Origin of the sequence: Modestobacter sp. NPDC049651, assembly GCF_040659695.1 — a bacterium.
Classification (GTDB): Bacteria; Actinomycetota; Actinomycetes; order Mycobacteriales; family Geodermatophilaceae; genus Modestobacter.
Genome location: NZ_JBFAOG010000002.1, coordinates 82,866 through 108,589, shown reverse-complemented (window position 1 = coordinate 108,589; position 25,724 = coordinate 82,866). Strand labels below are relative to the sequence as shown.

At 75.6% G+C, this 25,724-nt stretch carries 25 protein-coding genes; 9 read left to right on the top strand and 16 right to left on the bottom strand.

From position 1 onward, the window contains the following. Positions 1 to 17: 17 nt before the first annotated feature. Positions 18 to 1,274 (bottom strand): amidohydrolase, encoded by a 1,257-nt coding sequence (locus AB0J00_RS03885; protein ID WP_357740431.1) that lies wholly within the window; start codon positions 1,272 to 1,274, stop codon positions 18 to 20. After that, positions 1,271 to 2,491: a glutamate--cysteine ligase gene (locus tag AB0J00_RS03880; RefSeq protein WP_357740428.1), complete on the bottom strand. Its 1,221-nt coding sequence runs from the start codon at positions 2,489 to 2,491 to the stop codon at positions 1,271 to 1,273. Before AB0J00_RS03880 ends, AB0J00_RS03885 begins: the two co-directional genes overlap by 4 nt. 26 nt (positions 2,492 to 2,517) lie before the next feature. Between AB0J00_RS03880 and AB0J00_RS03875 the strand changes: the two genes are divergently transcribed. From AB0J00_RS03875 to AB0J00_RS03860, 4 genes are read left to right on the top strand one after another with little or no spacing between them, the layout of a single operon-like run. Beyond that, positions 2,518 to 3,333 carry a purine-nucleoside phosphorylase gene (locus AB0J00_RS03875; RefSeq protein WP_357740426.1) on the top strand — a complete coding sequence of 272 codons (816 nt, stop codon included), beginning with the start codon at positions 2,518 to 2,520 and terminating at the stop codon, positions 3,331 to 3,333. After that, positions 3,330 to 4,178 (top strand): NAD(P)-dependent oxidoreductase, encoded by an 849-nt coding sequence (locus AB0J00_RS03870; RefSeq protein ID WP_357740423.1) that lies wholly within the window; start codon positions 3,330 to 3,332, stop codon positions 4,176 to 4,178. Before AB0J00_RS03875 ends, AB0J00_RS03870 begins: the two co-directional genes overlap by 4 nt. Further along, on the top strand, positions 4,175 to 5,800 hold the full coding sequence (locus AB0J00_RS03865) for a phospho-sugar mutase (protein ID WP_357740419.1): 1,626 nt from the start codon (positions 4,175 to 4,177) through the stop codon (positions 5,798 to 5,800). Before AB0J00_RS03870 ends, AB0J00_RS03865 begins: the two co-directional genes overlap by 4 nt. A gap of 6 nt (positions 5,801 to 5,806) precedes the next feature. After that, complete coding sequence (locus AB0J00_RS03860; RefSeq protein ID WP_357740417.1) at positions 5,807 to 6,526, top strand: haloacid dehalogenase type II; 720 nt, start codon at positions 5,807 to 5,809, stop codon at positions 6,524 to 6,526. Positions 6,527 to 6,544: 18 nt separating this feature from the next. Here AB0J00_RS03860 and AB0J00_RS03855 read toward each other — a convergent pair whose 3' ends face one another. From AB0J00_RS03855 to AB0J00_RS03820, 8 genes are all read right to left on the bottom strand, one after another. Further along, positions 6,545 to 6,937, bottom strand: coding sequence for a DUF805 domain-containing protein (locus AB0J00_RS03855; protein WP_357740414.1), 393 nt, complete (start codon positions 6,935 to 6,937; stop codon positions 6,545 to 6,547). A gap of 102 nt (positions 6,938 to 7,039) precedes the next feature. Further along, positions 7,040 to 7,744, bottom strand: a complete 705-nt coding sequence (locus tag AB0J00_RS03850; RefSeq protein ID WP_357740411.1) for a YoaK family protein — start codon at positions 7,742 to 7,744, stop codon at positions 7,040 to 7,042. Continuing rightward, the gene (locus tag AB0J00_RS03845; RefSeq protein WP_357740408.1) at positions 7,737 to 8,834 is read right to left on the bottom strand and encodes a hypothetical protein; all 1,098 of its coding nucleotides are present in this window, start codon (positions 8,832 to 8,834) and stop codon (positions 7,737 to 7,739) included. The genes AB0J00_RS03850 and AB0J00_RS03845 overlap by 8 nt, the downstream gene beginning before the upstream one ends. After that, positions 8,831 to 9,721, bottom strand: coding sequence for a Gfo/Idh/MocA family oxidoreductase (locus AB0J00_RS03840; protein WP_357740405.1), 891 nt, complete (start codon positions 9,719 to 9,721; stop codon positions 8,831 to 8,833). Before AB0J00_RS03840 ends, AB0J00_RS03845 begins: the two co-directional genes overlap by 4 nt. Positions 9,722 to 9,723: 2 nt before the next feature. Beyond that, positions 9,724 to 10,347, bottom strand: a complete 624-nt coding sequence (gene upp / locus AB0J00_RS03835) for a uracil phosphoribosyltransferase (RefSeq protein WP_357740402.1) — start codon at positions 10,345 to 10,347, stop codon at positions 9,724 to 9,726. A gap of 76 nt (positions 10,348 to 10,423) precedes the next feature. Continuing rightward, positions 10,424 to 10,669: a hypothetical protein gene (locus AB0J00_RS03830; protein WP_357740399.1), complete on the bottom strand. Its 246-nt coding sequence runs from the start codon at positions 10,667 to 10,669 to the stop codon at positions 10,424 to 10,426. 20 nt (positions 10,670 to 10,689) lie between these two features. After that, positions 10,690 to 11,892 (bottom strand): DUF222 domain-containing protein, encoded by a 1,203-nt coding sequence (locus AB0J00_RS03825; protein WP_357740396.1) that lies wholly within the window; start codon positions 11,890 to 11,892, stop codon positions 10,690 to 10,692. A gap of 197 nt (positions 11,893 to 12,089) precedes the next feature. After that, positions 12,090 to 13,196 (bottom strand): citrate synthase 2, encoded by a 1,107-nt coding sequence (locus AB0J00_RS03820; protein ID WP_357740393.1) that lies wholly within the window; start codon positions 13,194 to 13,196, stop codon positions 12,090 to 12,092. Between the two features lie 113 nt (positions 13,197 to 13,309). Here AB0J00_RS03820 and AB0J00_RS03815 point away from each other — a divergent pair, with 113 nt between their 5' ends. Then, the gene (locus AB0J00_RS03815) at positions 13,310 to 14,530 is read left to right on the top strand and encodes a citrate synthase (RefSeq protein WP_357740390.1); all 1,221 of its coding nucleotides are present in this window, start codon (positions 13,310 to 13,312) and stop codon (positions 14,528 to 14,530) included. A 3-nt stretch (positions 14,531 to 14,533) separates the two neighbouring features. Here AB0J00_RS03815 and AB0J00_RS03810 read toward each other — a convergent pair whose 3' ends face one another. Further along, the gene (locus AB0J00_RS03810; protein WP_357740387.1) at positions 14,534 to 15,184 is read right to left on the bottom strand and encodes a DUF5701 family protein; all 651 of its coding nucleotides are present in this window, start codon (positions 15,182 to 15,184) and stop codon (positions 14,534 to 14,536) included. A gap of 105 nt (positions 15,185 to 15,289) precedes the next feature. Here AB0J00_RS03810 and deoC point away from each other — a divergent pair, with 105 nt between their 5' ends. Genes deoC through AB0J00_RS03790 form a run of 4 tightly spaced genes read left to right on the top strand, consistent with a single transcriptional unit; the run spans position 15,290 to position 20,124 of the window. Further along, positions 15,290 to 16,285, top strand: a complete 996-nt coding sequence (deoC, locus tag AB0J00_RS03805) for a deoxyribose-phosphate aldolase (protein WP_357740384.1) — start codon at positions 15,290 to 15,292, stop codon at positions 16,283 to 16,285. Then, a complete protein-coding gene (locus AB0J00_RS03800; protein WP_357740381.1) occupies positions 16,285 to 17,751 on the top strand; it encodes an aldehyde dehydrogenase family protein in 1,467 nt (488 codons plus the stop codon). The genes deoC and AB0J00_RS03800 overlap by 1 nt, the downstream gene beginning before the upstream one ends. Beyond that, complete coding sequence (locus AB0J00_RS03795; RefSeq protein ID WP_357740379.1) at positions 17,748 to 18,614, top strand: aldehyde dehydrogenase family protein; 867 nt, start codon at positions 17,748 to 17,750, stop codon at positions 18,612 to 18,614. The genes AB0J00_RS03800 and AB0J00_RS03795 overlap by 4 nt, the downstream gene beginning before the upstream one ends. A 46-nt stretch (positions 18,615 to 18,660) precedes the next feature. Further along, positions 18,661 to 20,124 (top strand): hypothetical protein, encoded by a 1,464-nt coding sequence (locus tag AB0J00_RS03790; protein WP_357740376.1) that lies wholly within the window; start codon positions 18,661 to 18,663, stop codon positions 20,122 to 20,124. An 89-nt stretch (positions 20,125 to 20,213) separates the two neighbouring features. Here the strand turns inward: AB0J00_RS03790 and AB0J00_RS03785 are convergent, their stop codons facing one another. The 5 genes from AB0J00_RS03785 to AB0J00_RS03765 form a co-directional block, all read right to left on the bottom strand. After that, a complete protein-coding gene (locus tag AB0J00_RS03785; protein ID WP_357740373.1) occupies positions 20,214 to 21,830 on the bottom strand; it encodes a DEAD/DEAH box helicase in 1,617 nt (538 codons plus the stop codon). Positions 21,831 to 22,057: 227 nt separating this feature from the next. After that, on the bottom strand, positions 22,058 to 22,789 hold the full coding sequence (locus AB0J00_RS03780) for an MgtC/SapB family protein (RefSeq protein ID WP_357740370.1): 732 nt from the start codon (positions 22,787 to 22,789) through the stop codon (positions 22,058 to 22,060). After that, on the bottom strand, positions 22,782 to 23,858 hold the full coding sequence (locus tag AB0J00_RS03775; protein ID WP_357740367.1) for an adenosine deaminase: 1,077 nt from the start codon (positions 23,856 to 23,858) through the stop codon (positions 22,782 to 22,784). Before AB0J00_RS03775 ends, AB0J00_RS03780 begins: the two co-directional genes overlap by 8 nt. Before the next feature lie 58 nt (positions 23,859 to 23,916). After that, positions 23,917 to 24,732 carry an ABC transporter permease gene (locus AB0J00_RS03770; RefSeq protein WP_357740364.1) on the bottom strand — a complete coding sequence of 272 codons (816 nt, stop codon included), beginning with the start codon at positions 24,730 to 24,732 and terminating at the stop codon, positions 23,917 to 23,919. A 70-nt stretch (positions 24,733 to 24,802) separates the two neighbouring features. Further along, complete coding sequence (locus AB0J00_RS03765) at positions 24,803 to 25,696, bottom strand: ABC transporter ATP-binding protein (protein ID WP_357740361.1); 894 nt, start codon at positions 25,694 to 25,696, stop codon at positions 24,803 to 24,805. Positions 25,697 to 25,724: the final 28 nt, after the last annotated feature.

The window sequence follows — 25,724 nt, the reverse complement described above, 5'->3', positions numbered from 1 at the left end:
GCGTCGTCCCCACGTGTCTACAGGGGCGAGCGGCCCGGGGTGCCAGCGGGTAGCGCGGCGTCGGCGGCCAGCGCGTGCAGGGCCGCGCGGCCCAGCAGCCGGACGCCGACCCCGATGGCCCGCTCGTCGACGTCGAAGGTGCCCCGGTGCAGGTCGAGCGCCGGCCCGGTGCCCGCGGTGCCCAGCCGGGCCAGCGCGATCGGCAGCACCTCGGCGAACCAGCCGAAGTCCTCGCCGCCCATGCTCTGCGGCGAGAGCCGCACGCCCTCGGTGCCCACGGTCTCCAGCGCGGCCGAGCGCAGCAGCGCGACGCTGCGCGGGTCGTTGACCACCGGTGGCACACCGCGCACGTACTCGATCTCGACGTCGGCGCCGGAGGTCCGGGCGATCTCGGTGACCAGCCGGCGCACCAGCTCCTCGGCCTCCGCCCAGACCTCGCGGTCCAGCACCCGCAACGTGCCGCGCAGGGTGCCGGTCTGCGGGATCGCGTTGGCGGCGACACCCGCGCTGACCGCGCCCCACACCAGCGACACCCCGGCGCGGGGGTCGACCAGCCGGGACAGCAGGCCGGGCACCTCGGTGACCACCCGGCCCAGCGCGTGCACCAGGTCGACGGTCAGCTGCGGCCGCGCGGTGTGGCCGCCGGGACCGGTGAGGGTGACCTCGACCCGGTCGCAGGCCGCGGTGATCGCACCGGTGCGCAGGCCCACCGAGCCGACCGGCACCGACGGGTCGCAGTGCAGCGCGAACGCCCGGCCGGCCCCGGCGAGCACGCCCTCGCCCAGCACCTCCAGGCCGCCACCGGGCACCTGCTCCTCGGCCGGCTGGAACACGCAGCGCACGGTGCCGGGCAGCTCGTCCTGCTCGGCGAGCGCCAGCGCGGTGCCCAGCAGCACGGTGGTGTGCACGTCGTGCCCGCAGGCGTGGCAGAGCCCCTCGCGGGTCGAGCGGTAGGGCACGTCCTTGAGGTCGGCCAGCGGCAGGGCGTCGATGTCGGCGCGCAGCACCACCACCGGGCCTCCACCACCCTCCGACCCGACCCGCCCACGACCGACGTCGCAGACCAGCCCGGTGCCCACCCGCAGCCGCCGGGGCGCCAGGCCGGCCGCCGTCAGCCGCTGCTCCAGGTACTCCGTCGTCCCGTGCTCGGCGAAGCCCAGCTCGGGGTGGGCGTGCAGGTGCCGGCGGACGGCGACCAGCTCGTCGGCGTGCTCGTGCACCCAGCGGTCGAGCGCCGCGGCGGCGGGGTGGTCGGGGCGCGTGCCGTCGGTCACCCGTTCTCCCGCCCCGCGGGCAGCCCGTCGCGCATCTCGGCCAGCAGGCTGTCGACGACCGCGGTGAGGTCGCCGCCGGCGCGCTCGGCGACGTCGCGCTGCCGCTGGTAGGAGGCGCCGACGTCGAGCACCCGGCGGACGTCGGCCAGCTCGGCCTCGCAGCCCAGCCGCTTCGCGACCGGCATGAGCTCCTCGACCAGCTCGGTGAGCGCCTCGCGGACCGGCCGGACGGTGCCCTGCTCGTCGACCACGATCTTCGCGTCCAGGCCCCAGCGCACGGCCCGCCACTTGTTCTCCCGCACGATCCACTCGGCGGGGGTGGGCAGCGTGTAGCCGCGGTCGAGCTGGGTGTCGAACTGCTCGACCAGGCACTGCGCGAGCGCCGCGACCGCGCCGATCTCGTCGAGGGTGGGCAGCCCGTCGCAGACGCGCAGCTCCACCGTCCCGAAGTCCGGGTGCGGCCGCACGTCCCACCAGACCTCGCGGACGCTCTCGATCGCGCCGGCCCGGATCAGGGTGTCCATGTACTCCTCGAACTCGTCCCAGTCGGCGAGCTGGTGCGGCAGCCCGCCGGTGGGCATGCCCTCGAACACCTTGGTGCGCGCCGAGGCCAGGCCGGTGTCGCAACCGGACCAGAACGGGGAGGACGCCGAGAGCGCGAGGAAGTGCGGCAGGTACTGGGTCAGCGCGTTGACCGTCGGGATGGCCTTCTCCGGCGAGCGGACGCCGACGTGCACGTGCACGCCGAAGATCTGCATCCGCCGGGCCATCCACTGCATCCGCTCGACCAGCTGCGCGTAGCGCTCCTTGGGCGAGATCTCCTGGGAGTCCCAGCGGGTGAACGGGTGGCTGCCGGCGCACAGCACGCCCAGCCCGCGGCGGTCGGCGGCCTCGACCACCTCGGCGAGGGTGGCGGCCAGGTCGGCCTTGGCCTCCGCGACGGTGGTGCAGACGCCGGTGATGATCTCGACGGTCGACTGCAGCAGCTCGTGCTTGGCCTTGGGGTGCTCCTCGAGCCCCTCGGGCGTCAGCTCCGCGAGGATCTCGGTGGCACCGGCGGTGAGCTCGCGCGTCTGCCGGTCGACGAGCTGGAGCTCCCACTCGACGCCGAGGCTCGCCCGCTCCGAGCTGTGGAAGGGGATCTGCACCAGCGGGATCCTAGGCGCGTCGACGATCTTCCGCCGGGCGAGCGCGGCGCCGCCCGCACCCCGCCCCACCTGCTGTCCTCCGCTACCTTCGGGCCGTGAGCGACGTGACCGCCGTGCCCCCGACCGACCCCTCCGCCGTGGCCGCCCGCGCCGCCGACGACCTGCAGTCCGCGCTCGGTGAGGGCCACGACGTCGCGGTGGTCATGGGCTCCGGCTGGGCGCCGGCCGCGGAGGCGTTCGGGCGCACCCTGGCCAGCGTCGAGATGGGCGAGCTGCCCGGCTTCTCGGCGCCGACCGTCGTCGGTCACGGCGGCGAGATCCGCTCGGTCCAGGTGGGTGCGCACAAGGTCCTGCTGTTCCTCGGCCGGACGCACCTGTACGAGGGCCGCGGCGTCGAGCCCGTCGTCCACGGCATCCGCACCGCGGCGGCGGCCGGCGTGCGCAGCGTCGTCCTCACCAACGCCGCCGGCGGGCTGGCGCCCGACCACCGGGTCGGGCAGGCCGTGCTGATCAGCGACCACCTCAACCTCACCGCCCGCTCGCCGCTGGTCGGCGCGACCTTCGTCGACCTGACCGACCTGTACTCCGCGCGGCTGCGGGCGCTGGCCCAGCAGATCGACCCGTCGCTGGTCGAGGGCGTGTACGCGGCACTCCCCGGCCCGCACTTCGAGACGCCGGCCGAGATCCGCATGCTGCGCACGCTGGGCGCCGACCTGGTCGGCATGTCCACGGCGCTCGAGGCGATCGCCGCCCGCGCCGCCGGCCTGGAGGTCTTCGGGCTGTCGATGGTCACCAACGCCGCGGCCGGCATCACCGGCGAGGCGCTGGACCACCAGGAGGTGCTCCAGGCCGGCCGCGCCGCCGCCGGCCGGCTGGGCCAGTTCCTGGTGCAGCTGATCGGCCGCATGTGAGCGGACCGCGCACCGTCCTGGTCACCGGCGCGGCCGGGCGGATCGGCAGCTGGCTGCGCGACGCGCTGCCGGAGCTCGGCTGGGCGGTGCGCGGGCTCGACGTCGTCGACGTGACCGACCCGCGCCCGGGCGTGGAGCACCGGGTCGGCGACGCGACCGACCTCGGCACGGTGGTCGCGGCCGCCGGGGGCACCGACGCCGTCGTGCACCTGGCCGGCATCCCCACCGAGTCGACGTGGCCGGCGATCCGGGACAGCCAGGTCGAGGGCAGCTGGGCCGTGCTGGAGGCCGCCCGCCGCACCGGCGTGCGCCGGGTGGTGCTGGCCAGCAGCAACCACGCGACCGGCTACACCCCGCGACCGGCGGCGGGGCTGCTGACCGAGGCCGACGCCCCGCCCCGGCCGGACACCTTCTACGGCGTCGCCAAGGTCGCGATGGAGGCGCTCGGCTCGCTGTACGCCGACCGGTACGGCCTGGACGTCGTGTGCCTGCGCATCGGCAGCGCCTTCCCCGAGCCGACGACGGTGCGGCAGCTGTCGACCTGGCTGTCGCCCGGTGACACGGTGCGGCTGGTGCAGGCCGCGCTCACCGCGCCGGACCCCGGCTTCCGCACCGTCTGGGGCGTCTCGGACAACACCCGCCGCTGGTGGGACCTCACCGCGGCGCGGGCGCTGGGCTACCAGCCGCAGGACGACGCCGAGCCCTTCGCCGCGGCGCTGCTCGCCGCGCCCGGCGAGCCCGACCCCGCCGACCCGGTGCACGCCCGGGTGGGCGGGGAGTTCACCTCCGACGAGTTCGACGCGGACACCATCGCCGCCCAGCTGGCCGAGGAGGGCCGACCGTGACCGTGCTGCAGACCGCCCGCGAGTGGGCGGACGACGACCCGCACGAGGGTGACCGCCGGGAGATCGAGGCGCTGATCGAGAGCGAGGACCTCCCCGAGCTGGAGCGCCGGTTCGCCGGCCCGCTGACCTTCGGGACGGCCGGGCTGCGCGGGCCGCTGCGGGCCGGGCCGGCCGGGATGAACGCCGCCGTGGTGATGCGCGCGGCCGCCGGGCTGGGCGCGTGGCTGACCGCGCAGGGGCACGCCGGCGGGGGGATCGTCATCGGCTACGACGCGCGGCGGCGGTCCGACGAGTTCGCTGCGCTGTCGGCCGAGGTGCTCACCGCGGCCGGCTTCGCCGTCACGGTGCTGCCGCGGCCGCTGCCGACGCCGGTGCTGTCGTTCGCCGTCCGGCACCTGGGGGCGGTCGCCGGGATCACCGTGACCGCCAGCCACAACCCGCCGCAGGACAACGGCTACAAGGTCTACCTCGGCGACGGCGCGCAGCTGGTGCCGCCGGCCGACCGGGAGATCGAGGCGGCGATCGCGCAGGTCGGGTCGCTGCGCGCGCTCCCGCGACAGGACGACTGGGTCACCGCCGGCGACGACCTGGTCGCCGACTACGTGGCCGCCGTCGTCGACGCGCTCGAGCCGGGCCGGGTGCCGCTGGCCGACCGGCAGCGGCTGGTCGTCGCCTACACCGCCATGCACGGCGTCGGTTCCGGCACGACCCGCGCGGTGTTCGAGGCCGCCGGGTTCTCGCCGCTGCACTCGGTGCCCGAGCAGGACCGGCCGGACCCCGCGTTCCCGACCGTCTCCTTCCCGAACCCGGAGGAGCCCGGCGCGGTCGACCTGCTGCTGGCGCTCGCCGGGCGCACCGGCGCGGACGTCGCCATCGCCGAGGACCCCGACGCCGACCGCTGCTCGGTGGTCTGCGGTGGGCGGCAGCTCACCGGCGACGAGGTGGGCGCGCTGCTGGCCGACTGGCTGCTGCGCCGCGGCGTGCGCGGCACGTACGCGTCGTCGCTGGTCAGCGGCTCGCTGCTGTACGAGCTCACCCAGGCGCACGGGGTGCCGTTCGCCGAGACCCCGACCGGGTTCAAGTGGATCATCCGGGCCGGCTCGCCCGAGGCGCCGCTGGCGTTCGGCTACGAGGAGGCGCTCGGCTACGCGGTCACCCCGGGCGTCGCGCACGACAAGGACGGCATCTCCGCGGCGCTCGCCGTCGCGCTGCTGGCCGCCGAGCTGAAGGCCGAGGGCCGCACCCTGCTCGACCGGCTCGACGACCTGGCCCGCGAGCACGGGCTGTTCGTCACCGGGCAGCTGTCGGTGCGGGTGGAGGACCTGTCGCTGATCGGGCAGGCGATGACCCGGCTGCGCGCGCAGCCGCCGGCGCAGCTGCTCGGCCGGGCGGTCGAGTACACCGACCTGGTGCACGAGGAGCCGTCGGTGGACGCCGTCCGGCTGCTCGGCGACGGGGTGCGGGTGATCGTCCGGCCGTCCGGCACGGAACCGAAGCTCAAGGCGTACCTGGAGACCGTCGTCCCGGTGCACGACGACGCCGGGGTGCTGGCCGCCCGCGGCCGCGGCGCCGACGAGCTGGACCAGCTGCGCACCGAGATGTCCGCGGCACTCGGGCTGTAGGGCGCCGTGACCGTGACCGTGGACGTCCGGGCGCTGGTCTTCGACGTGTTCGGCACCCTCGTCGACTGGCGCTCGGGCGTGGCCCGCGAGGCGGCCCGGCTGCTGGGCGACGAGCTCGGGTCGGCCGGGGTCGACCCGTTCGACGTGGCCGACGACTGGCGCGGGCGGTACGCGCCGGCGATGGACCGGGTGCGCTCCGGTGAGCTGCCCTGGACGCCGCTGGACGCGCTGCACCGGGCGTCGCTGGACGAGCTGCTCGCCGAGCGCGGCCTGGCCGCCGTCTCCCCCGCCGTCCGGGCGGAGCTCACGCTCGCCTGGCACCGGCTGGACCCGTGGCCGGACGTCGTCGCCGGGCTGACCCGGCTGCGCACCCGGTACGTGCTGGCGCCGCTGTCGAACGGCAACGTGGCGCTCGCCGTCGACCTGGCCCGGCACGGCGGGCTGCCCTGGGACGCGGTGCTCGGTGCGGAGCTCGTCGAGCACTACAAGCCCGACCCGGAGGTCTACGACTCCGCGCCGCGGTTCCTCGGCGTGCCCGCCGACCAGGTGCTGATGGTCGCCGCGCACGTCAGCGACCTGGCCGCCGCCCGCGACCGGGGGCTGCGCACGGCGTACGTGCACCGGCCCGCGGAGTCCGGTGGCCGGCGCACGCCGCCGGCCACCGACCCGGACGCCGACCTGTCGGTGGGCTCGCTGACCGAGCTCGCCGACCGGCTGGGCTGCTGACCGGCGGGCTCGGGCGGCTCAGCTGTAGTGCTGCGGGTACCCCGGCTCGCCGACCGGGCCACCGGCCGGCGCCGGCGGCGGGCCGTACCGGTTCGGACCGGGGGTGCCCGGCTGGCAGTACTGGACCAGCAGCACGATGAACCCGGCGATCGGCAGCAGGTTCCAGAGGAGCCACCAGGCCGAGTGGTCGCGGTCGTGCAGGCGGGTCACCGTCGAGGAGATCGACGGGACGATGGTCGCCAGGCCGACGATGGTGGTGAGCACCCCCACGCCGGTGTCGCTGCGCGTCCCGATCACCGCGTCGATGACCGACGCCACGATGCTGGCGGCGAAGATGGGCAGGAAGTAGCGGAGCCAGAAGGTGGGCCGGTCGATCCGGCCCCTGCTCACGTACCACTGACCGACGTTCATGCGGTTCCCCGTTCACCCTGGCGGTGCCAGCCCGGTCGGGGTGGCGGCTCATCGTGGCGGTCGCGCCGCGTGACCGCCATCACCCGGACGGGTGGGGGCAGGTCAGCGGGCCCGTAGCTCCAGGCGTCGTGCGCCCAGGTGCCCGCCGACCGCGGTGCCCAGCACGAGCAGGGCGGCGAGGCCGAGCCCCGCGCCCAGGTGCACCTTGAGCAGGGCCGCGCCGGCGAGCGCGCCGAGGGCGATGAGCGTGATCGCGCCCGCCCGGCGCCGCCAGGCGGTGCCGCCGCTGGCCGCGCCGAGCCGCGACTCCGCGGCCAGCGCGGTCATCGTCGACGTGACCACGACCGTGGTCACGTCCTTGACCGCGAGCGTGCGGGCGACCGCGGCCTGCAGGCCCATCACCGCGGCCAGCGAGCAGGTGGCGGCCAGCAGCCACCGCGGGCCCGGGTCGGCCGGGGAGGCGGGCGGCACGTCGAGCGCGAGCAGCGTGGCCGCGCACCCGGCGATGACGAGGCCGACGACCGCCAGCAGCACGGTGGCGCGCGTCGTCCACGCCGCGGGCTGGCCGCGCAGCGCGCGGCCGCCGGCGGCCGCGCCGACCAGGAACGCGGCGAACGCCAGCGCCGGCCCGAGCACCGGCAGCTGGTCCGCGCCGGCGACGGCCATGCCCAGGACGACGACGTTGCCGGTCATGTTGCCGACGAACACCCGGTCCAGGCCGAGGTAGCCGACCGCGTCGACGACCCCGGTGGAGAAGGTGAGCGCCAGCATCGGCCAGATCAGCCAGGCGGTGCGCTGCTCAGGCATCGGTGACCAGCCTCTCGTGGTGGCGGACCGCGAAGAGCACCAGCAGGTGCACGAGTGCGATGCCGCCGGCGGCGAACTGCTCGGTGTAGAAGAAGAGCGCGTCGACCAGGACGAGCGCGATCAGCAGCGCCGTCCGGGCCAGCGCGTCGCCCCGTTCGAGGCGCCCGCGGCCGAGCTGGACGGCGGCCACCGCCAGCAGCACGCCCACGACGGCGTCGAGGCCGATGCGCAGGAAGGTCAGCGTGGTGCCCAGCCCGTCCTGGACGTCGACCCGGACGTAGTCGTCGACCGCGTCGGCCAGGTCGGTGGCCCCGTCGGCCCGGTCGACGGCGATCAGGCCGGCCAGCGCCAGGTCGGCGAGGGTCGCGAGCGCCAGCAGCCCGAGGACGACGACCAGCACCCGGCGCAGCCGCGGTTCGGTGGTCGCGCGCCGGACGGCGTCGCCGGCCCGCCGCAGCCGCCGCCGGACCGGACCGGGCTGCTCGACGGCGGCGTCCAGCACGCCGGCCCGGGTGAGGTCGAGGAGCTCGTGGGCGAGCCGGGCGAGGTCGTCCTGGTCCGAGCCGGCCGCGCGCTCCAGCCGGTGCTCGAGGCGCCGCCGGTCGTGCGGGGAGAGGTCGCGGTCGACGGCGCCGCCGAGCAGCTCGAGCGCGGCGAGCAGCTGCGAGGCGGGCGCGGGGTCGCGGCGGCGGCGCAGCCGGAGGAAGAGGGCCAGCGCGGCGACGAGCACCAGGTAGGCGATGGGGGCCGCGGCGGCGAAGAAGTAGTCGTTGTCGACGGTGATGAACTTGCCGACCTCGTCGACGAACAGGCCCGCGCCGACCCCGGTGACCAGCGCGGCCCAGGGCAGCACGGCCCGGTTGACGAGGGTCAGCGCCAGCACCGCGCCGACCAGCAGGAGCAGCCCACCCCACAGCGCGTGGGCGATGTGCAGGGTGTCGCCGCCGACGGTCGGGTAGCCGGTGAGCGACAGGTAGGCGCGGGTGACCGCGATCGAGCCCGCCAGCCCGACGAGCAGCAGGAGCGCGTGCCGGTCGGCGTCGGCGCGCCGCGCCAGGTGCAGACCCCGGCGGGTGCCGCCGGTGGTCATGCGCCGACGGCCTCCCGGCAGCCGGTCCGCAGCGCGCGCTGGGCGGTCTCGAGCACCCGGACGACGTCCCGCCCGAACCCGACGTCGCAGGGGTGCACGCCGCCGGCGACCGCGGCCTGGGTCAGCTCCGTGACCGCGGTGCGGTGCGCCTCGACGGCGGTGCCGGACTCCGGCAGCAGCACCAGCCGGCCGGCGTCGCCGTGCACCCAGACGTCGATACCGGCGGACAGCTTGGCCGCGGTCGAGGAGAGGACCACCGAGCTCAGCCGGTCGCCCTCGTGGCGGAGCACCAGGTGCACCTCGTCGCCGGTGCCGCGGCCGGCCTGCACCTCCGTCACCGGGCCGAGCGCGGGCACCAGCACCGACAGCGCGTGCGGGCCGACGTCCCAGAGGGCGCCGTGCTCGTGCCGCCAGGGCGAGGCGTCGAAGGGGGTGCCGGCGAGCGAGCCGAGCCAGGTGACCGACCCGCCCGCGAGGGTCGTGCGGCCGGCCTGCTCCAGCCAGGTGGAGGTCGCCGTCCGGAAGCGGTTGGTGAAGAAGACGACCGACGCGACGCCGGCGGCCTCGACCGCGGCGACCACCCGGTCGGCGGCCTCGGTCGACAGCGCGACCGGCTTCTCCAGCAGGAGGTGCTTGCCGGCGGCGGCGATCCGCTCGGCCAGCGGGGCCTGGACGTCCGGGGGCAGCGAGAAGCTGACCGCGTCGACGTCGGGGAGCAGCGCGTCGAGGTCGTCGGTGCCGGGGACGTCGAACTCGGCGCCGGCCGCCTTCGCCTTGGCGAGGTCGCGGCCCCAGACGGCGACGAGCTCGGCGTCCGGGTGGTCGGCGAGGGAGGTGGCATGGACGGTGCGCGCCCAGTGGCTGGTGCCCAGGACGGCGAACCGCACGCTCAGACCTTCCCGAACTGGCGGTCCCCGGCGTCCCCGAGGCCCGGGACGATGTAGGCGTGCTCGTTGAGCCGCTCGTCGACGCTGGCGGTGAACACCCGCAGCGGGAGGCCGCTCTCCTCGAGGCGCTTGATGCCCTCGGGGGCGGCGAGCGCGCAGAGCACGGTGATCGAGGTGGCACCGCGGTCGGTGAGCAGCGTGCAGCAGTGCACCAGGGAGCCGCCGGTGGCGAGCATCGGGTCGAGCACGAAGACCTCGCGGTCGACCAGGGACGCCGGCAGCGAGGCCATGTAGGCCTCCGGCTGGAAGGTGACCTCGTTGCGGGCCAGGCCGACGAAGCCCATCTGCGACTCGGGCAGCAGGCTGTGCGCGGTGTCGGCCATGCCGAGGCCGGCGCGCAGCACCGGCACGATCAGCGGCGGGGCGGCCAACCGGTAGCCGGTGGTCTCGACGACCGGGGTGGTGATGGGCTCCTCGGCCAGCTCGAGGTCACGGGTGGCCTCGTAGACCAGGAACTCGGTCAGGTCGTGCAGGGCCGCCCGGAAGGTGGCGTTGTCGCTGCGCTCGTCGCGCATCCGGGACAGGCGGGCACGGGCGAGCGGGTGGTCGACGACGGTCAGCTGCACGGCTGACACGGTAACGGCCCCGCTGGTCAGCCGTGCCGCCGCGGCTGCCGCCAGCCCCCGGAACGGCGGCGCCTGCTCACCACTCGATCTGCGCCGGGTCGTCCCAACCCACCGTGGGCCCGTTGCCGGAGACGATCTCGTGCCACGCCCCGTCGTCACCCCGCTGGAAGTACGTGAAGTCGTCGTAGCCGGGCCCGAGGCGCACGACCACCTCTGCACGGTCGTCGACGACCGTCACCGACTCGATCCGCGCACCAGCCGCCGGCGACCACTCGGCCAGCGCGAGCCGCTCGAGCTCCGACCGGTCGCGGGCGTCCGTCATGGCGCCCAGCATCGCAGCGCTCAGGTGACCAGGGGTCCGATGAGGATCTCGGTGCCGTCGGGCCGGAACGTCCGCCATCGCCCGTCCGGTTGTCGCTCGACCCGGAACCCGTGGTGGACCTTGGTGTGGTGCCGCTCGCACAACAGTGCCGAGTTCTCGAGGCTGGTCTCACCGCCGTTGATCCAGTGCACCAGGTGGTGCACATCGGCCCACCAGTGCGGTGCCCCGCAGCCGGCGAACACGCAGTTCTTGTCCCGGGCGACGACGGCTCTCCGCAAGCCCGCCGGGACGATCCGGTGCTTTCGCCCGTAGTCCAGCGGCATCCCGTCCGGACCCATCACCACCCGGGAGACCACCGCGTCGCAGGCCAGCCAGCGGGCCCGAGCTGCCGAGATCTGCGCCCCGAAACCCATGGTCGCGGTCTGGGAGCCGGTGGCCGGGTCGACGAGGTCCTCCAGCTTGATCTGCAGCACCACGTGCGGCTTCTCGCTCCGCAGGACCGGCAGCTGCCCACTGGCGAGCTGGTTGTCCGCGATCTGCACCAACGCGTCCGCCTGCTGCTGCGCCCGATTACGGGTGTCGCCCTTGGGCCGGTCGGCCTGCACCTGCGACTCCAGCGCGGCCTGCACCTTCTCGCTGGCCACCGCGTCCAGGTCCCACCTGCCGGTCGTGCTGCCATCGGCGTGCTTGACGATCCGCAGGCTCCGACAGTCGGCCGGATCGGGCTCGGGACCATCGGGGTCCAGCGCGGCCTCGAATGCCTGCACCGCGATCTTCAACGCCTCGTGGGACGACTCGCGCGCCACCCGCGCCCAGTCCTCGTCGAAGGCGGACAGGTCGATGCCCTGCGCCGCAGCGGCGGCGATCTCCTTCGGTCCCACCGCGTCGGCGATCACGTCCACCTGCGCCGCGCTGATCGAACCCTCGGCGAACCCGGCCGCCACCAGCGGGAAGGACGGCAGCGTCCGACCGGCCCGGGTCAGCTTTGACGCGTCGTTCGCCGACACCCGCTGGTGCCCGACCAGCCACGACCGCATCGACGTCAGCCCATCGAGTTCAGGCGCCTGCGTGGTCTCCGCGTGCCGCGCGGTGCGGGTCAGCTCGGCCGCGACCATGTTCCCCGCCGCCACGAGCAGGGCCGTCCGGTCCAGGGCCTCCCCGTCGGTCAGCTCGTGCAGGTCCTGCTCCGAGAGGTCGCGCAGCAACGCCAGCAGTGCGTGCACGACACCTCCCGGTCTCTTCGAACGTGTGTACGAAGTATACCGGAGAACGATCACCCGGACCAGACGAATCCCCAGCTCAACCGGCCAGTCCGTGGTCGTTGGCGGAGAACCGCACGGGCAGGGTCGAGTGGGCAGTTGCGGTCGGCGACACGGGCGGACGCGCCGCGCCGGGCGACCACGACTGCCCACTCGGCACGTCACCGGACGGCGACCGACGACCAGCCCTCGACGTCCTCCGGACGGCGGGGCGCGGGCCCCACGTAGGCCGCCGCCGGCCGGATGATCCGCCCCTGCCGCTTCTGCTCCAGCACGTGCGCCGACCACCCCGCCGTCCGGGCGCAGGTGAACATGGCCGGCATCATCGCGACCGGCACCTCCGCGAGGTCGAGGACGACGGCCGCCCAGAACTCGACGTTCGTCTCGATCGCGCGGTCGGGCCGCCGCGACCGGAGCTCGGCGAGGGCGGCCTGCTCGAGCTCCGCGGCCACCTCGAACCGCACGGCGCCGAGCTCCTGGCAGGTGCGGCGGAGCACCCGGGCGCGGGGGTCCTCGGCGCGGTAGACGCGGTGGCCGAAGCCCATCAGCCGCTCCCCGGCGTCCAGCACCCGGCGCACCGTGCCGGCGGCGTCCCCGGTCCGCTCGACCTCCTCGATCATCGGCAGCACCCGGGCCGGCGCCCCGCCGTGCAGCGGCCCGGACATCGCGCCCACGGCCCCGGAGAGCGCGGCGGCGGCGTCCGCACCGGTGGAGGCGATCACCCGGGCGGTGAACGTCGAGGCGTTGAGCCCGTGCTCGGCGGCCGACGTCCAGTAGGCGTCGAGCGCGGCGACGTGCCGGGGGTCCGGCTCGCCGCGCCAGCGGCGCAGGAACCGCTCGACGACGGTCGCCCCCTCGTCGACGACCCGCTCGGGCACCGCCGGCAGCTCCGCGCCGCGCGCCGACCGGGCGACGAACGACAGCGCGGTCACCGAGGCGCGGGCCAGGTCGTCCCGCGCCCGCTCGTCGGTGGAGTCGAACAGCGGCGGCATCCCCCAGCGCGGGGCGAGCGTCGCCAGCGCGGCCTGCACGTCGGCGCGGACGTCGCCGGTCCGCACCGGGACGACGACCGGCTCGGCCGGCGGCAGCCCGGCACCGAACCGGCCGTCGACGAGCAGCCCCCACACGTCGCCGAAGGTCACCCGGCCGACCAGGTCCTCGACGTCGACCCCGCGGTAGCGCAGCGCCCCACCCGCGCGGTCGGGCTCGGCGATCTCGGTCTCGGCGGCGACGACGCCCTCCAGGCCGGGGCGGAACTCGGTGCTCATGTGGTCCTCCTGTGCTCGCGCGACCGGGGCGGTCGCGCCCTGCGCGGGACCCTCGTCAGCGCCCGGACGGCGGGCAACGTTGACCGGGTCAATGCATCCGGCAGGCTCGGGGCGTGACGGCGACCCCTCGACGGCTGACCACCCTGCAGGTGGCCGAGCGGCTGGGCGTCGACCGGACGACCGTCTACGCCTACGTCTCCCGCGGTCTCCTGCACTCGGTGCGCGAGGGCCGCACGAGCACGTTCGACCCGGACGAGGTCGACCGGCTGCGCACCCAGGGCCTGCTCGCGCGGCGGCCCACCTCGTCGACGGCCGTCGTCCGGACGGCGATCACCGGCATCGGCCAGGACTGGCTCGCCTACCGCGGCGTCGACGTCACCGGGCTGCTCGACCCGCCGCACGTCGAGGCGACCGCCACCTGGCTGTGGGAGTCCGTCTGGGACCCCACCGAGCGGCTGACCGGTGACCCCGGCGCCCTGCAGGCAGCCCGGCGCGCGGTGGCCGCGCTGCCCCGGACGTCCGGGGTGCACGCCCGGGCGGTGACCGCGGTCCTCGCCGCGGGCGCGGCGCTCGAGGGCGGCGACGGCGACCGGCACGAGCGGGCGCTGGCGATGGGCCCCACGCTCGTGCGGGCCGTCGCGCTCGCCGCCGCGGCCCCGGACGCCGAGGTCGACGGGGACGCCGCCCAGCCGGTGGCCCTGCTGCTCGGGCGGACGCTGTGCGGTGCCGACCCGGGGCCGGACGTCACGGCCGCCCTCGCGGCCGCGCTGGTGCTGCTGGCCGACCACGACCTCGCCGCCAGCACGCTGGCCGTGCGGGTGGCCGCATCGACCGGCGCCGGCCCCGAGCTGGCGGTGGCCGCGGGGCTCGGCGCCCTGGCGGGCCCGCTGCACGGCAGCTCCGGTCGGGCCGCCCTCGCGCTGCTGGACGCCCCGGACCCGGCGCAGGCGCTCGCCGCCGCGGCGGCGCGCGGCCACGTGCCCGGCTTCGGCCACCTGCTCTACCGCCGCGACCCGCGCGCCGTCCTGCTGCTGCGGCAGGTCGAGGCGACCGGCGGCAGCCCGCCCACCCTCGCGGCCACCCGCCGGCTGACCGCGACCGCGGACCGGCTGGGCCTGCCCGGCGCCAACGTCGACCTCGCGCTGGCCGCCCTCACCCGCGCCTTCGCGCTCCCGGACCGGACGCCCGCCGCCGTGCACGCCGTCGCCCGCACGGCCGGCTGGATCGCCCACTACCTGGAGGAGGTCGACGAGCGCGGCCTGCGCTTCCGCCCGCGGTCGGTCTACGAGGGCCCGCCCCGCGGCCGCCTCCTGCCCGGGCGGACGCCGCGCTGACGCTCAGCCGGGCAGGCCCTCCCGGGCGGCCGCGGAGGCCATGCCCAGCCAGGTGTGCCGGTTCCCTGCCCAGCACCAGCCCACCTTGGCCGCGTTCCGCCGCGCGGCGCCGTCCCGGCCGGTGCCGTTGCTGATCCACACCGCGGGCGTGCGCGCGTCGAGCGCACCGCTGGGCCGGCGGGCCCGCGAGCCGATCGTCATGAAGCAGTGGTTGCGCGCCAGCGCCTCCGGCCGGTGCAGCAGCCACTGCACGCCCTCCCCCACCGTCATCGGCGTGCGGCCGGCGGCGGTGAGCGCCGGCAGCGCCTCGTCGGGGCTCCAGTTGGCCATCGCGTCGCCGCGGTCGACCTCGCGCAGCAGGTAGACCGGCGCGGGCGGCAGCTCGACGACGGGCGCGAAGTCGTCGACGTCGGCCATGTCCACCACGAGGAAGCCGGGCCGGCCCTCCCAGCGCAGCAGCGGCACGAGCGCCGACGCGGGCAGGCAGTCGGGGTGGACGACGAGCAGGCCGTCGCCGGCCCGCGCGGCGGCGGCGCTGAACACCGCGGCCGGCAGGCCGGTCAGCGCCGGGACGCCGAGGTCGACCAGGCGCTGCGCCTGCTCGGCGGGCGGGGGCAGGGCGGGCAGCACGGCGGGGCTGGACGGGGCGGGCATCGACGACCTCCATGGTCCGCGAGCGACCCGGGCTCAACGGGCCCGGCCGGCCGCGGGTTCCCGCCCCGGCCCGGGACGTCGGAGGGGTCGGGGATGATGGTCGGCATGACCCACGTGCTCGACCCCGAGGCGCTGTCCCGCGAGGGCCGGCCGCTCCCCGAGCCGCTCGCGCCGTTCGCCGACGTGACCCGCTCGAACGAGGCGTTCCGCGCGTTCCTGCACGGGCTGCCCGGCGTCGACCAGGTCGGCGCCCAGCAGCGCGTCGCCGTCCTCGGCACCCGCTCGATCAAGACGACGTCGAAGGCCTGGGCGATCGACACCGCCATCTCGATGGTCGACCTGACCACCCTCGAGGGCGCCGACACCCCCGGCAAGGTGCGCAGCCTGGCCGCCAAGGCCCGCCGCCCTGACCCGACCGACCCGGCGTGCCCGGCGGTCGCCGCGGTCTGCGTGTACGGCGACCTGGCCGGCGTGGCCAGCCAGGAGCTGCACGGCACCGGCATCCACACCGCAGCCGTCGCCACCGCCTTCCCCAGCGGGCGCGCCAGCCGCCGGGTGAAGATCGCCGACGTCGAGGACGCGGTCGCGGGCGGCGCCGACGAGATCGACATGGTCATCGACCGCGGTGCGTTCCTCGCCGGGCGCTACCTCGACGTCTACGAGGAGATCGTCGCGGTGAAGGCGGCCTGCGGGCCGGCCCACCTCAAGGTGATCCTGGAGACCGGCGAGCTGGTCACGCTGGACAACGTCCGCCGGGCGAGCTGGCTGGCGATGCTGGCCGGCGGCGACTTCATCAAGACCTCCACCGGCAAGACCTCCCCCGCCGCGACCCTGCCGGTCTGCCTGGTGATGCTCGAGGCGGTCCGCGACTTCCGCGCCGCCACCGGCCGCCAGGTCGGCGTCAAGCCCGCCGGCGGCATCCGGACGACGAAGGACGCCGTCAAGCACCTGGTGCTGGTCAACGAGACCGCCGGTGCCGACTGGCTGTCCCCGGACTGGTTCCGCTTCGGCGCCTCCAGCCTCCTCAACGACCTGCTCCAGCAGCGCCAGAAGCTCCGCACCGGCCACTACTCCGGCCCCGACCACGTGAGCGTGGACTGATGACCTCACCCGCCCGTCCCGCCCCCGGCGTCTTCGAGTACGCCCCCGCGCCCGAGTCGCGGTCGATCGTCGACCTCCGGCCCAGCTACGGGCTGTTCGTCGACGGCGAGTTCACCGACGGCACCGGCACGACGATGAAGACCGTCAACCCGGCCACCGAGGAGGTGCTCAGCGAGGTCGCCGTGGGCAGCGACGAGGACGTCGACCGCGCCGTCCGCGCCGCCCGCCGGGCGTTCACCCGCGTGTGGGGCCCGATGCGCCCGGCCGACCGCGGCAAGTACCTGTTCCGCATCGCCCGGCTGCTGCAGGAGCGGGCGCGGGAGTTCGCCGTCCTGGAGTCGCTGGACAACGGCAAGCCGATCCGGGAGAGCCGGGACGTCGACGTCCCGCTGGCCGCGGCGCACTTCTTCTACCACGCGGGCTGGGCCGACAAGCTCGGCTACGCGGGCCTCGGTCCGGCCCCGCGCCCGCTGGGCGTGGCCGGGCAGGTGATCCCGTGGAACTTCCCGCTGCTCATGCTGGCGTGGAAGATCGCCCCGGCGCTGGCCGCCGGCAACACCGTGGTGCTCAAGCCCGCGGAGACCACGCCGCTGACCGCGCTGCTGTTCGCCGAGGTCTGCCAGCAGGCCGACCTGCCGCCGGGCGTGGTCAACATCGTGACCGGCGCCGGGGGCACCGGCCGGGCCGTGGTCGCGCACCCCGACGTCGACAAGGTCGCCTTCACCGGCTCGACCGACGTCGGCCGGGAGATCGCCCGGGCGGTGGCCGGCACGCACAAGCGGCTGACCCTCGAGCTGGGCGGCAAGGCGGCCAACATCGTCTTCGACGACGCCCCGGTCGACCAGGCCGTCGAGGGCATCGTCCGCGGCATCTTCTTCAACCAGGGCCACGTCTGCTGCGCGGGCTCCCGGCTGCTGGTGCAGGAGTCGGTGCACGACGAGGTGGTCGCGGCCCTGCAGCGGCGCATCGGCACGTTGCGCGTCGGCGACCCGCTGGACAAGAACACCGACCTCGGCGCGATCAACAGCGCCGAGCAGCTGGCCAAGGTCCGCGAGCTGTCGGACATCGGTGAGGCCGAGGGCGCGCACCGCTGGCAGCCGGCCTGCGAGCTGCCCGACCGCGGGTTCTGGTTCCCGCCGACGGTGTTCACCGACGTCTCCCCCGCCCACCGGATCGCCCGCGACGAGGTGTTCGGGCCGGTGCTGAGCGTGCTCACCTTCCGCACCCCCGACGAGGCGGTCGCCAAGGCGAACAACACCACCTACGGGTTGTCGGCCGGCATCTGGAGCGAGAAGGGCTCCCGGATCCTCAAGGTCGCCGACCAGCTGCGCGCCGGCGTCGTGTGGGCCAACACCTTCAACGAGTTCGACCCGACCTCGCCGTTCGGCGGCTACAAGCAGTCCGGCTACGGCCGCGAGGGCGGCCGGCAGGGCCTGGCCGCCTACCTCCAGGGGAGCAACCAGTGACCGAGCGGCTCGCCGTCCGCAAGACCTACAAGCTGTACGTGGGCGGGGCGTTCCCCCGCTCGGAGTCCGGCCGCACCTACGAGGTCAGCGACGCCAAGGGGCACTTCCTGGCCAACGCCGCGTGGGCGTCGCGCAAGGACGCCCGGGACGCCGTCGTGGCCGCCCGCGGCGCGTTCGCGAAGTGGTCCGGCGCCACCGCCTACAACCGCGGCCAGGTGCTGTACCGGGTCGCCGAGGTGATGGAGGGCCGCGCCGCCCAGTTCGCCGAGGAGGTCGCCGCCGGCGAGGGGCTGTCGTCGTCCAAGGCGCGCGCCGAGGTGGACGCCGCGATCGACCGCTGGGTCTGGTACGCCGGATGGACCGACAAGCTGGCCGCCGTGCTGGGCAGCAGCAACCCGGTCGCCGGCCCCTACTTCGGGTTCTCCACGCCGGAGCCGACCGGGGTGGTCGCCGTCCTGGCGCCGCAGCGGTCCAGCCTGCTGGGCCTGGTGAGCGTGCTCGCGCCGGTGCTGGCCGGCGGCAGCACCGCCGTCGTGGTCAGCTCCAAGGCCCGGCCGCTGCCCGCGATCACGCTCGGCGAGGTGCTCGCGACGTCCGACGTCCCGGGTGGCGTGGTCAACCTGCTCACCGGCGACGCCGCGGAGATCGGTCCGTGGCTGGCCGAGCACGCCGACGTCGACGCGATCGACCTGGCCGGCGCCCGCGGCCCGCTGGCGATGGAGCTCGAGCGGTCGGCAGCCGGCACCGTCAAGCGGGTGCTGCGTGCCGGCGCCGACGAGCCGGACTGGACCGCCGACCCGGGCCTGTCCCGGCTGACGCCGTTCCTGGAGACCAAGTCGGTGTGGCACCCGATGGGCCTCTAGCGGTACCGGCCTGCGGGCCCCCGGCCGCACCCGGCAGGATGGGCGGGTGGCCAGGCCCAGCATCGTCCCGATCGCCCTCACCCTCGACGACCGCACGGGCTACACCCTGTGGGCGCCACCGTGGGAGGAGGACGGCGAGGAGTGGCAGGCGTTCCTCGGCAGCACCGTCGAGGTGCGCGCCGACCTGAACGACGACGACCCGGACGCCCCGGAGGCGAAGGCCGTCGTCCACCTGTTCCCCTCGCCGGCGGCGCTGGCCGCGTTCTGCCGGTCCAGCACCGACCACGACCTCGCCGACCACCCGGTCTGGCCGGTCGTGGCCGGGCTGGACGCCGCTGAGCTCACCCCGGACGAGGACCACCGCTTCGACCTCGACGGCGTCTACGACGTGGTCGCGGAGAACCCGGACCGCTGGGCCGTCGACGAGCTCGCCGCGCTGATGGACATGGTCGGCCGGCTCGCCGAGTGCTGCGACACCGCCGGCGACGACGAGGACGACCTGCTCGCCGACGACGACGAGACGGTGTTCGAGTCGGTCGCCGAGCTGGTCGCCCGGCCGGAGGTCGCCGCGCTCGGCCTGGGCATCGACGCGTTCCTCGGCCGCGACGGCGAGGAGGCCTGGGCGCGCCTGGGCACCGCCGTCGACGAGCTGTGGGAGGACGTCGTCGAGGAGCTCGACGACCACCTCGACTGGACCGGTGCCGGCCGGGTCGACCCCGACACCTACCCGTCCGCCGCCGAGGAGGCCGAGGCCCGCGCCGCCGAGCCCGACGACGACGAGGACGACCTGGACGACACCGAGCTGGTCGACGTCGACCAGGACGACGACCAGGACGACGCGGCGCTCCGCCGCCCGGCCGCCGGCTCGACCGCCGCCGCCCCCGCCGACGCCGCGACCGCCGCCAGCACGACGGTCCAGGGCGCCCGGTTCACCGCGACCCCGGCCGCGGTGGCCGCCGCTCAGGAGTTCTGGGAGGCGGTGGGCATCCTGCCGGTCGAGCTGGTGCTCCCCGACGGCGCCGGGCTGACCCTGCGCTGCTACGTGCAGGACAGGGCCCGCTTCCTCGGCCGCGAGGGGAAGGTCTTCCTGTTCCCCTCCCCCGTCGAGCTGGCCCGCTTCTGCGCCGGCGACGAGGCGCACGACCTCACCGACATCGCGTCCTGGCCGGAGGTGGCCGACACCGACGTGCTGCCGCTGCCGGCCGAGGAGGACCGCTACGACCTGGCCGAGCTCGCCGAGGTGCTCGGTGAGGTGGCGGGGGGCGCCGGCGGGCTGATCCCGCAGCGGGTGCTGCTGCAGCCGGCCGACGGGGCCCGCGACGTCGCCGAGTACGCCGGGCTCGCCCACGTCGAGGAGCTGCTCGGCGGCGCCTCGCCGCTGGGCCGGGCGCTGGGCCGCAGCGAGGCCGACCCGGAGGCCCCGATCCACCCGCAGGACGCCGCGACGGTCACCGGGCCGTGGTCGGAGGTCGTCACCGCCGTCCGCGGCGCGGTCACCTACCGCGACTGACGCAGGACCCCGAACGCCGAACGGCCGGCCCCCGCGGTGCGGGAGCCGGCCGTTCGTCGTTGCTCGCCCCGCCTCAGCGGGGCGCGTGCTCAGTAGGAGCGCGCCGGGCGGGACGGGCGGCCGCCGGAGCGGTGCCCCTCGCCCTGGCCGCGGTACCCACCGGGACGACGGTCCCGGGAGTCGCCGCGCGGCCGGTCGCCACCGAAGGAGCGCTCGGACCGCTCGCCGTAGGACCGCTCACCGAACGAGCGCTCGCCCTGCGGGCGGTCGCCGTAGGTGCGCTCACCCTGCGGGCGGTCACCGTAGGTGCGCTCGCCCTGGGGACGGCCGCCGGACCGCTCGCGGTCACCGTACGAACGGCGCGGCGCACCGGGACGGTCACCGTCGCGGCGCGGACGACGCCCGCCCGGGCCGGAGGACGGCCGGCGCTCGCGCACCGGGCGCTCCACCGGCTCGACGTGCACGCCCCCGGCGACGAGCTCGGCGATCGGGGCGTCGCCCGGACGGATCCGGCTCACCTGCGGGTCGACCTTGGCCTGGCGGAAGCGCCGCTTGGACTGGCCGACCTGGTCGGGCAGCAGCAGCGAGACCACGACACCCGCGGCACCGGCGCGCGCCGTGCGGCCCGAGCGGTGCAGGTAGGTCTTGTGGTCCGCCGGCGGGTCGTAGTGCAGGACCAGCGAGACGTCGTCGACGTGGATGCCGCGGGCGGCGACGTCGGTGGCGACCAGCACCGGGCTGCGCGCGTCGGTGAACGCCTCCAGCGCACGGCGGCGGGCCGACTGCGGCAGGCCGCCGTGGATCGCCTCGGCCTTGATGCCGACCTGCTGCAGGTTGTCGGCCAGCCGGTCGGCGCCGTGCTGGGTGCGCACGAAGATGATGATCCGGCCCGGGCGGGCGGCCATCTGCTCGGCGACCCGCAGCTTGTCCGGGAAGGACACGCTGTAGGCGAGGTGCTCGGCGGCCGGACCGGAGTCCTCCGCGCGGACGACCTCGTGCCGGGCCGGGTCCTTGAGGTAGCGGCGGACCAGGGTGTCGACCTCGCCGTCCAGGGTGGCCGAGAACAGCAGCCGCTGGGCGTCGCGCCGGGTCTGGTCGAGCAGCTCCTTGACGACCGGCAGGAAGCCGAGGTCGGCCATGAAGTCGGCCTCGTCGATGATCGAGAGCGAGACGTCGGACAGCGTGGTCTCGCCCTGGTTGATCAGGTCCTGCAGGCGCCCCGGGGTGGCGATCAGCACGTCGACGCCGCGGCGCAGCTGCTGGATCTGCCGGTACATCGAGGCACCGCCGTAGACGGCGGCCAGCTGGACGCCGATCGCCTGCCCGAGCGGGGCCAGGTTGTCGTGCACCTGCTGGGCCAGCTCACGGGTCGGCACCAGGATCAGGCCGCGCGGCGCGCGGCGACCCTGCTGGACGTCCGCACCGAGGCGGGCGAGCAGCGGCAGGCCGAAGGCCAGGGTCTTGCCCGAGCCGGTGGCCGCCTTGCCCAGCACGTCCCGCCCGGCGAGCGCGTCGGGCAGCGCGGAGGTCTGGATGGCGAAGGGGCGGTGGATGCCGCGCCGCTCGAGAGCGGTGACCAGCTGCTGCGGCAGCCCGAGCTGACCGAACGTCGGGCCCTGGGGCTCGACGGGGACCTCGGGGGTGCTGGTCTCAGAGGTGGTGTTCGTCTGGGTGGTGCTGGCGTCGACAGAGTCGAACGAGGTCAAGCGGGAACTCCGATACAGATCGGTGCGCGTCCCGTGGTGTGGTGACCGCCGGGAGACCGGCGCTCACACTGGTGATCGCCGCCGTCTGCGATGACGCGTGATCTGCACGGATGCGCTGCCCGGACAGGACCGTCCGGGAGGATGACCGGCACTCACCGGCACGTCCAGGTTAGCAGCGCAGCGCCCCGGATGATTCCGCAGCGTGGCGCACCCCACCCTCGGGGTCGCTAGTCGGCCTCCTCGTCGACGTCGCCGGCGGTCACCGCGAGCACGCCGTCGACGTCGCTGAGCCAGGCGGCGAGCTCGGTGGCGGTGCCCCGCCCCTCGACGGTCAGCCGCAGCGACACCCGCCGGGTGCCGTCGTCCTGACCGTCCCACGGGTCGGGGGCGGTGGTCAGCTCGCGGACGACGAAGCCCCGGCTGGTGCACTCCGCGAGCGCCCGGCGCAGCACGCCCTCGCCGTCCCGGTAGGTGAGCCGGACCTGGTGGGTGCCGGCCACCCGCCGGGACAGCCGGCGGGCCAGCGGGGTGAAGCCGTAGACGATGACGAAGTGCCCGGCGGTCACCAGCACGGCCAGCAGCGGCAGCCCCGCGCCGGCCGCCATCCCGACCGCGGCGGTGAGCCAGACGACGGCCGCGGTGGTCAGCCCGCGCACCGAGTCGCGGCGGACGAACACCAGCCCACCGCCGATGAAGCCCAGCCCGGAGACGACCTGCGCGGCCATCCGGGACGGGTCGATGCTCACGCCCGGCCCGGCCACGTCGAAGAAGCCGTACTTGCTGATCAGCATGAACAGCGCCGAGGCGAAGCCGACGATGGTCAGCGTCCGCAGCCCGGCCGCCTTCTGCCGCAGCTCCCGCTCCAGCCCGATCAGCGCCGACAGCAGGAAGGCGAGCCCGAGCTCGCCGACCTGCTCCCAGTCCTGACCGGAGGGGTAGCCGGCCGCGAGCTCAGTCACGCAGCGCCGCGTACCCCGGCCGGAGCACGTCCACCAGCAGCCGCTCGCGCACCGCGGGGTCGGCGAACCCGGCGGCCAGCGCGCGCTCGGCGACGGTCTGCACGTCGTCCCAGGTCCAGCCGAACGTCGCCGCGACGGCGGCGTGCTCGCTGGTCACCGACACCCCGCTCATCAGCCGGTTGTCGGTGTTGAGGGTGACCGCGAAGCCGGCCCGGAGCAGCCGGTCGACCGGGTGGTCGGCGAGCGAGGGGTAGGCACCGGTCTGCACGTTGGACGACGGCGCGACCTCGAGCACCACCTGCTCGTCGAGCACCCGCTCCGCCACCGGCCCGAGCGGGCCGCCCAGCGGCACCTCGTCGGCGATCCGGACCCCGTGGCCCAGCCGCTCGGCGCGGGCGCCGTCCAGCGCGGCGGCGATGGATCCGATCCCGGCGGCCTCCCCGGCGTGGATGGTGCGGTGCGCGCCGGCCCGGTCCAGCAGGGCGATCGCCTCGGGGATGCGGTCCGGCGGGAACCCGTCCTCCGGCCCGGCCAGGTCGAAGCCGACCACGCCGGCGTCGCGGTGGCGGACCACCTGCTCGGCGACCTCCACCCAGCGGTCGGCCTGGCGCATCGCGCACAGCAGGGTGCCGACGACGATCGGCCGGCCCGCCGCGGCGGCGTCCCGGCTGCCCTGGGCGTAGCCGTCGAGCATCGCCTCGACCGCGGCGTCCAGCGACGTGCCCCCGGCGGTCGCCAGCTCCGGCGCCATCCGGACCTCGGCGTAGACGACGCCGTCGGCGGCCAGGTCGAGCGCCGCCTCGCGGGCCACCCGCTGCAGCGCCTCGGGCCGCTGCAGCACGGCCACGGTGTGCGCGAAGGTCTCCAGGTAGCGCGGCAGCGAGCCGGAGTCGGCGGCCTCCCGGAACCAGCGGCCCAGCGCCGCGGGCTCGTCGGCGGGCAGGTCGCGGTAGCCGGCCTCCTCGGCGAGCTCGAGCACGGTCTGCGGCCGCAGCCCGCCGTCCAGGTGGTCGTGCAGCAGCACCTTGGGCGCGCGGGCGAGGTCCTCGGCGGTCAGTTCAGCAGCCACCTGCCGAACGGTACTGAGCCGTCCGCAGCCCCCTGGGCACAGGTACCCGGGCCCGGGACTACCGGTCGCCGCGGTCCTGCCAGCGGAAGGTGCGCACGCAGAGCACCAGGCCGAGCACGCACCAGACCGCCAGCACGATCGCCACCCGGTCGAGCTCCCAGCTGCCGGCGGGCTCGTCGACCTGCAGCGCGTCGGGCAGGAAGACCGAGCGCATGCCCTGGGCCATCCACTTGACCGGGAAGAAGGAGCTGACCACCTGCAGCCAGTGCGGGAGGTTCCCGAACGGCATGAACACCCCGGAGACGAACTCCAGCAGCAGCGCGGCGGGGCTGATCAGCGCGGACGCCGAGCGGCGGTTGGGCGCGAGGCTGGAGACGGCGATGCCCAGCAGGGTGCAGGCGGTGATGCCGAGGAGCGCCACCCACAGGAAGGTGACCCAGTCGGCGGCCGAGGGCAGGTCGATGTCGTAGACGAGGACGCCGACCACCAGCAGCAGCACGATCGTGACCGCGGCGACCGCGAGCACCTGCACGACCTTGCCCACGAAGTAGGCGCTGGCCGGCATCGGGGTGCCGCGCAGCATCTTCAGCGTGCCGTCGGCCCGCTCGCTGGCGATGTAGATGCCCAGGTTCTGCAGGCTCGCGCCGACGATGCCCGCGGCGATGACGCCGGCCATGAAGTACTGGGAGAAGTCGACGCCGGCGCCGATGTCGTAGTCGAGCACCGAGCCGAGCCCGAGCAGCAGGACGACGGGGAACAGGACGGTGAACGTCACGCCCTCGCGCTGCCGGAAGAACTCCTTGAGCTCGACGCCGATCCGGGTCCGGTACGCCCCCGGCAGCGGCGCCTCGGTCACGGTCGTGCTCACAGCCATGGCACTGCTCCTCGCTCCGCTCGGCCGATCGCTGCGCTCCCCGCTCGCTGGCGCTCGCTGCGATGCTCACTCACGGACGCCGCTCTCCGATCATCCGCAGGTACACGTCCTCGAGCGTGGGCCGGGCGACCACCAGGTCGGGCACCTCGTCGGGGAAGCGGGCGGCCAGCTGCTGCACGAACGCGGTCGGGGTGTCGGTCTCGGCGGTGCGCCGGGCGCCGTCCTCGGTCCAGTGCACGACGGCGGGCGCGGTGCCCCGGCCGCCCAGCTCCGAGGGGACGGCGACCTCCAGCACGCGGCCGCGGGCGATGACCCCCACCCGGTCGGCCAGCTCCTCGGCCTCGTCCAGGTAGTGGGTGGTGAGCAGGATCGTCGTCCCGAGCTCGCGCAGCTCCCGGATCAGCGCCCAGAACCGTCGGCGGGCCTCCGGGTCGAAGCCGGTGGTCGGCTCGTCGAGGAACAGCAGCCGCGGCCGGCCGATGATGCCCAGCGCCACGTCCAGCCGGCGCCGCTGGCCGCCGGACAGCGTGCGCCCCCGCGACCCGGCCTTCTCGGTGAGGCCGACCAGCGCGAGCACCTCGTCGGCGTCCCGGGCGTCCGGGTAGTACGACGCCTGCGCGCGCAGCAGCTCCCGGCAGGTCAGCTGGCTGTCGGCGAGGCCGGACTGCAGCACGATGCCCAGGCCCGCCTTCCAGCGCCGGCCGCCCACCGCGGGGTCGACGCCGAGCACCCGCACCTCGCCGTCGTCGCGGTCGCGGAAGCCCTCGAGCACCTCGACGGTGGTGGTCTTGCCGGCGCCGTTGGGGCCCAGCAGCGCGAAGATCTCGCCTCGCCGGATGTCGAGGTCCAGCCCGTCGACGGCGGCCCGGTCGCCGTAGCGCTTCACCAGCCCGCGCACGGAGATGGCGGCGTCGGGGTCGAGCGGGGCGCGGGTCGGCGCAGCGGCGGTCGACGGACGGGTCACAGGCGGCAAGTGTCCTCCCTCGACCTGT

What these genes read in the sequence shown, in the direction of transcription:
- AB0J00_RS03855 (WP_357740414.1), bottom strand. Translation starts at nt 6,937, where the DNA reads ATGAACGTCGGTCAGTGGTACGTGAGCAGGGGCCGGATCGACCGGCCC.
- AB0J00_RS03850 (WP_357740411.1), bottom strand. Translation starts at nt 7,744, where the DNA reads ATGCCTGAGCAGCGCACCGCCTGGCTGATCTGGCCGATGCTGGCGCTC.
- AB0J00_RS03845 (WP_357740408.1), bottom strand. Translation starts at nt 8,834, where the DNA reads ATGACCACCGGCGGCACCCGCCGGGGTCTGCACCTGGCGCGGCGCGCC.
- AB0J00_RS03830 (WP_357740399.1), bottom strand. Translation starts at nt 10,669, where the DNA reads ATGACGGACGCCCGCGACCGGTCGGAGCTCGAGCGGCTCGCGCTGGCC.
- AB0J00_RS03820 (WP_357740393.1), bottom strand. Translation starts at nt 13,196, where the DNA reads ATGAGCACCGAGTTCCGCCCCGGCCTGGAGGGCGTCGTCGCCGCCGAG.
- AB0J00_RS03810 (WP_357740387.1), bottom strand. Translation starts at nt 15,184, where the DNA reads ATGCCCGCCCCGTCCAGCCCCGCCGTGCTGCCCGCCCTGCCCCCGCCC.
- deoC (WP_357740384.1), top strand. Translation starts at nt 15,290, where the DNA reads ATGACCCACGTGCTCGACCCCGAGGCGCTGTCCCGCGAGGGCCGGCCG.
- AB0J00_RS03800 (WP_357740381.1), top strand. Translation starts at nt 16,285, where the DNA reads ATGACCTCACCCGCCCGTCCCGCCCCCGGCGTCTTCGAGTACGCCCCC.
- AB0J00_RS03770 (WP_357740364.1), bottom strand. Translation starts at nt 24,732, where the DNA reads ATGGCTGTGAGCACGACCGTGACCGAGGCGCCGCTGCCGGGGGCGTAC.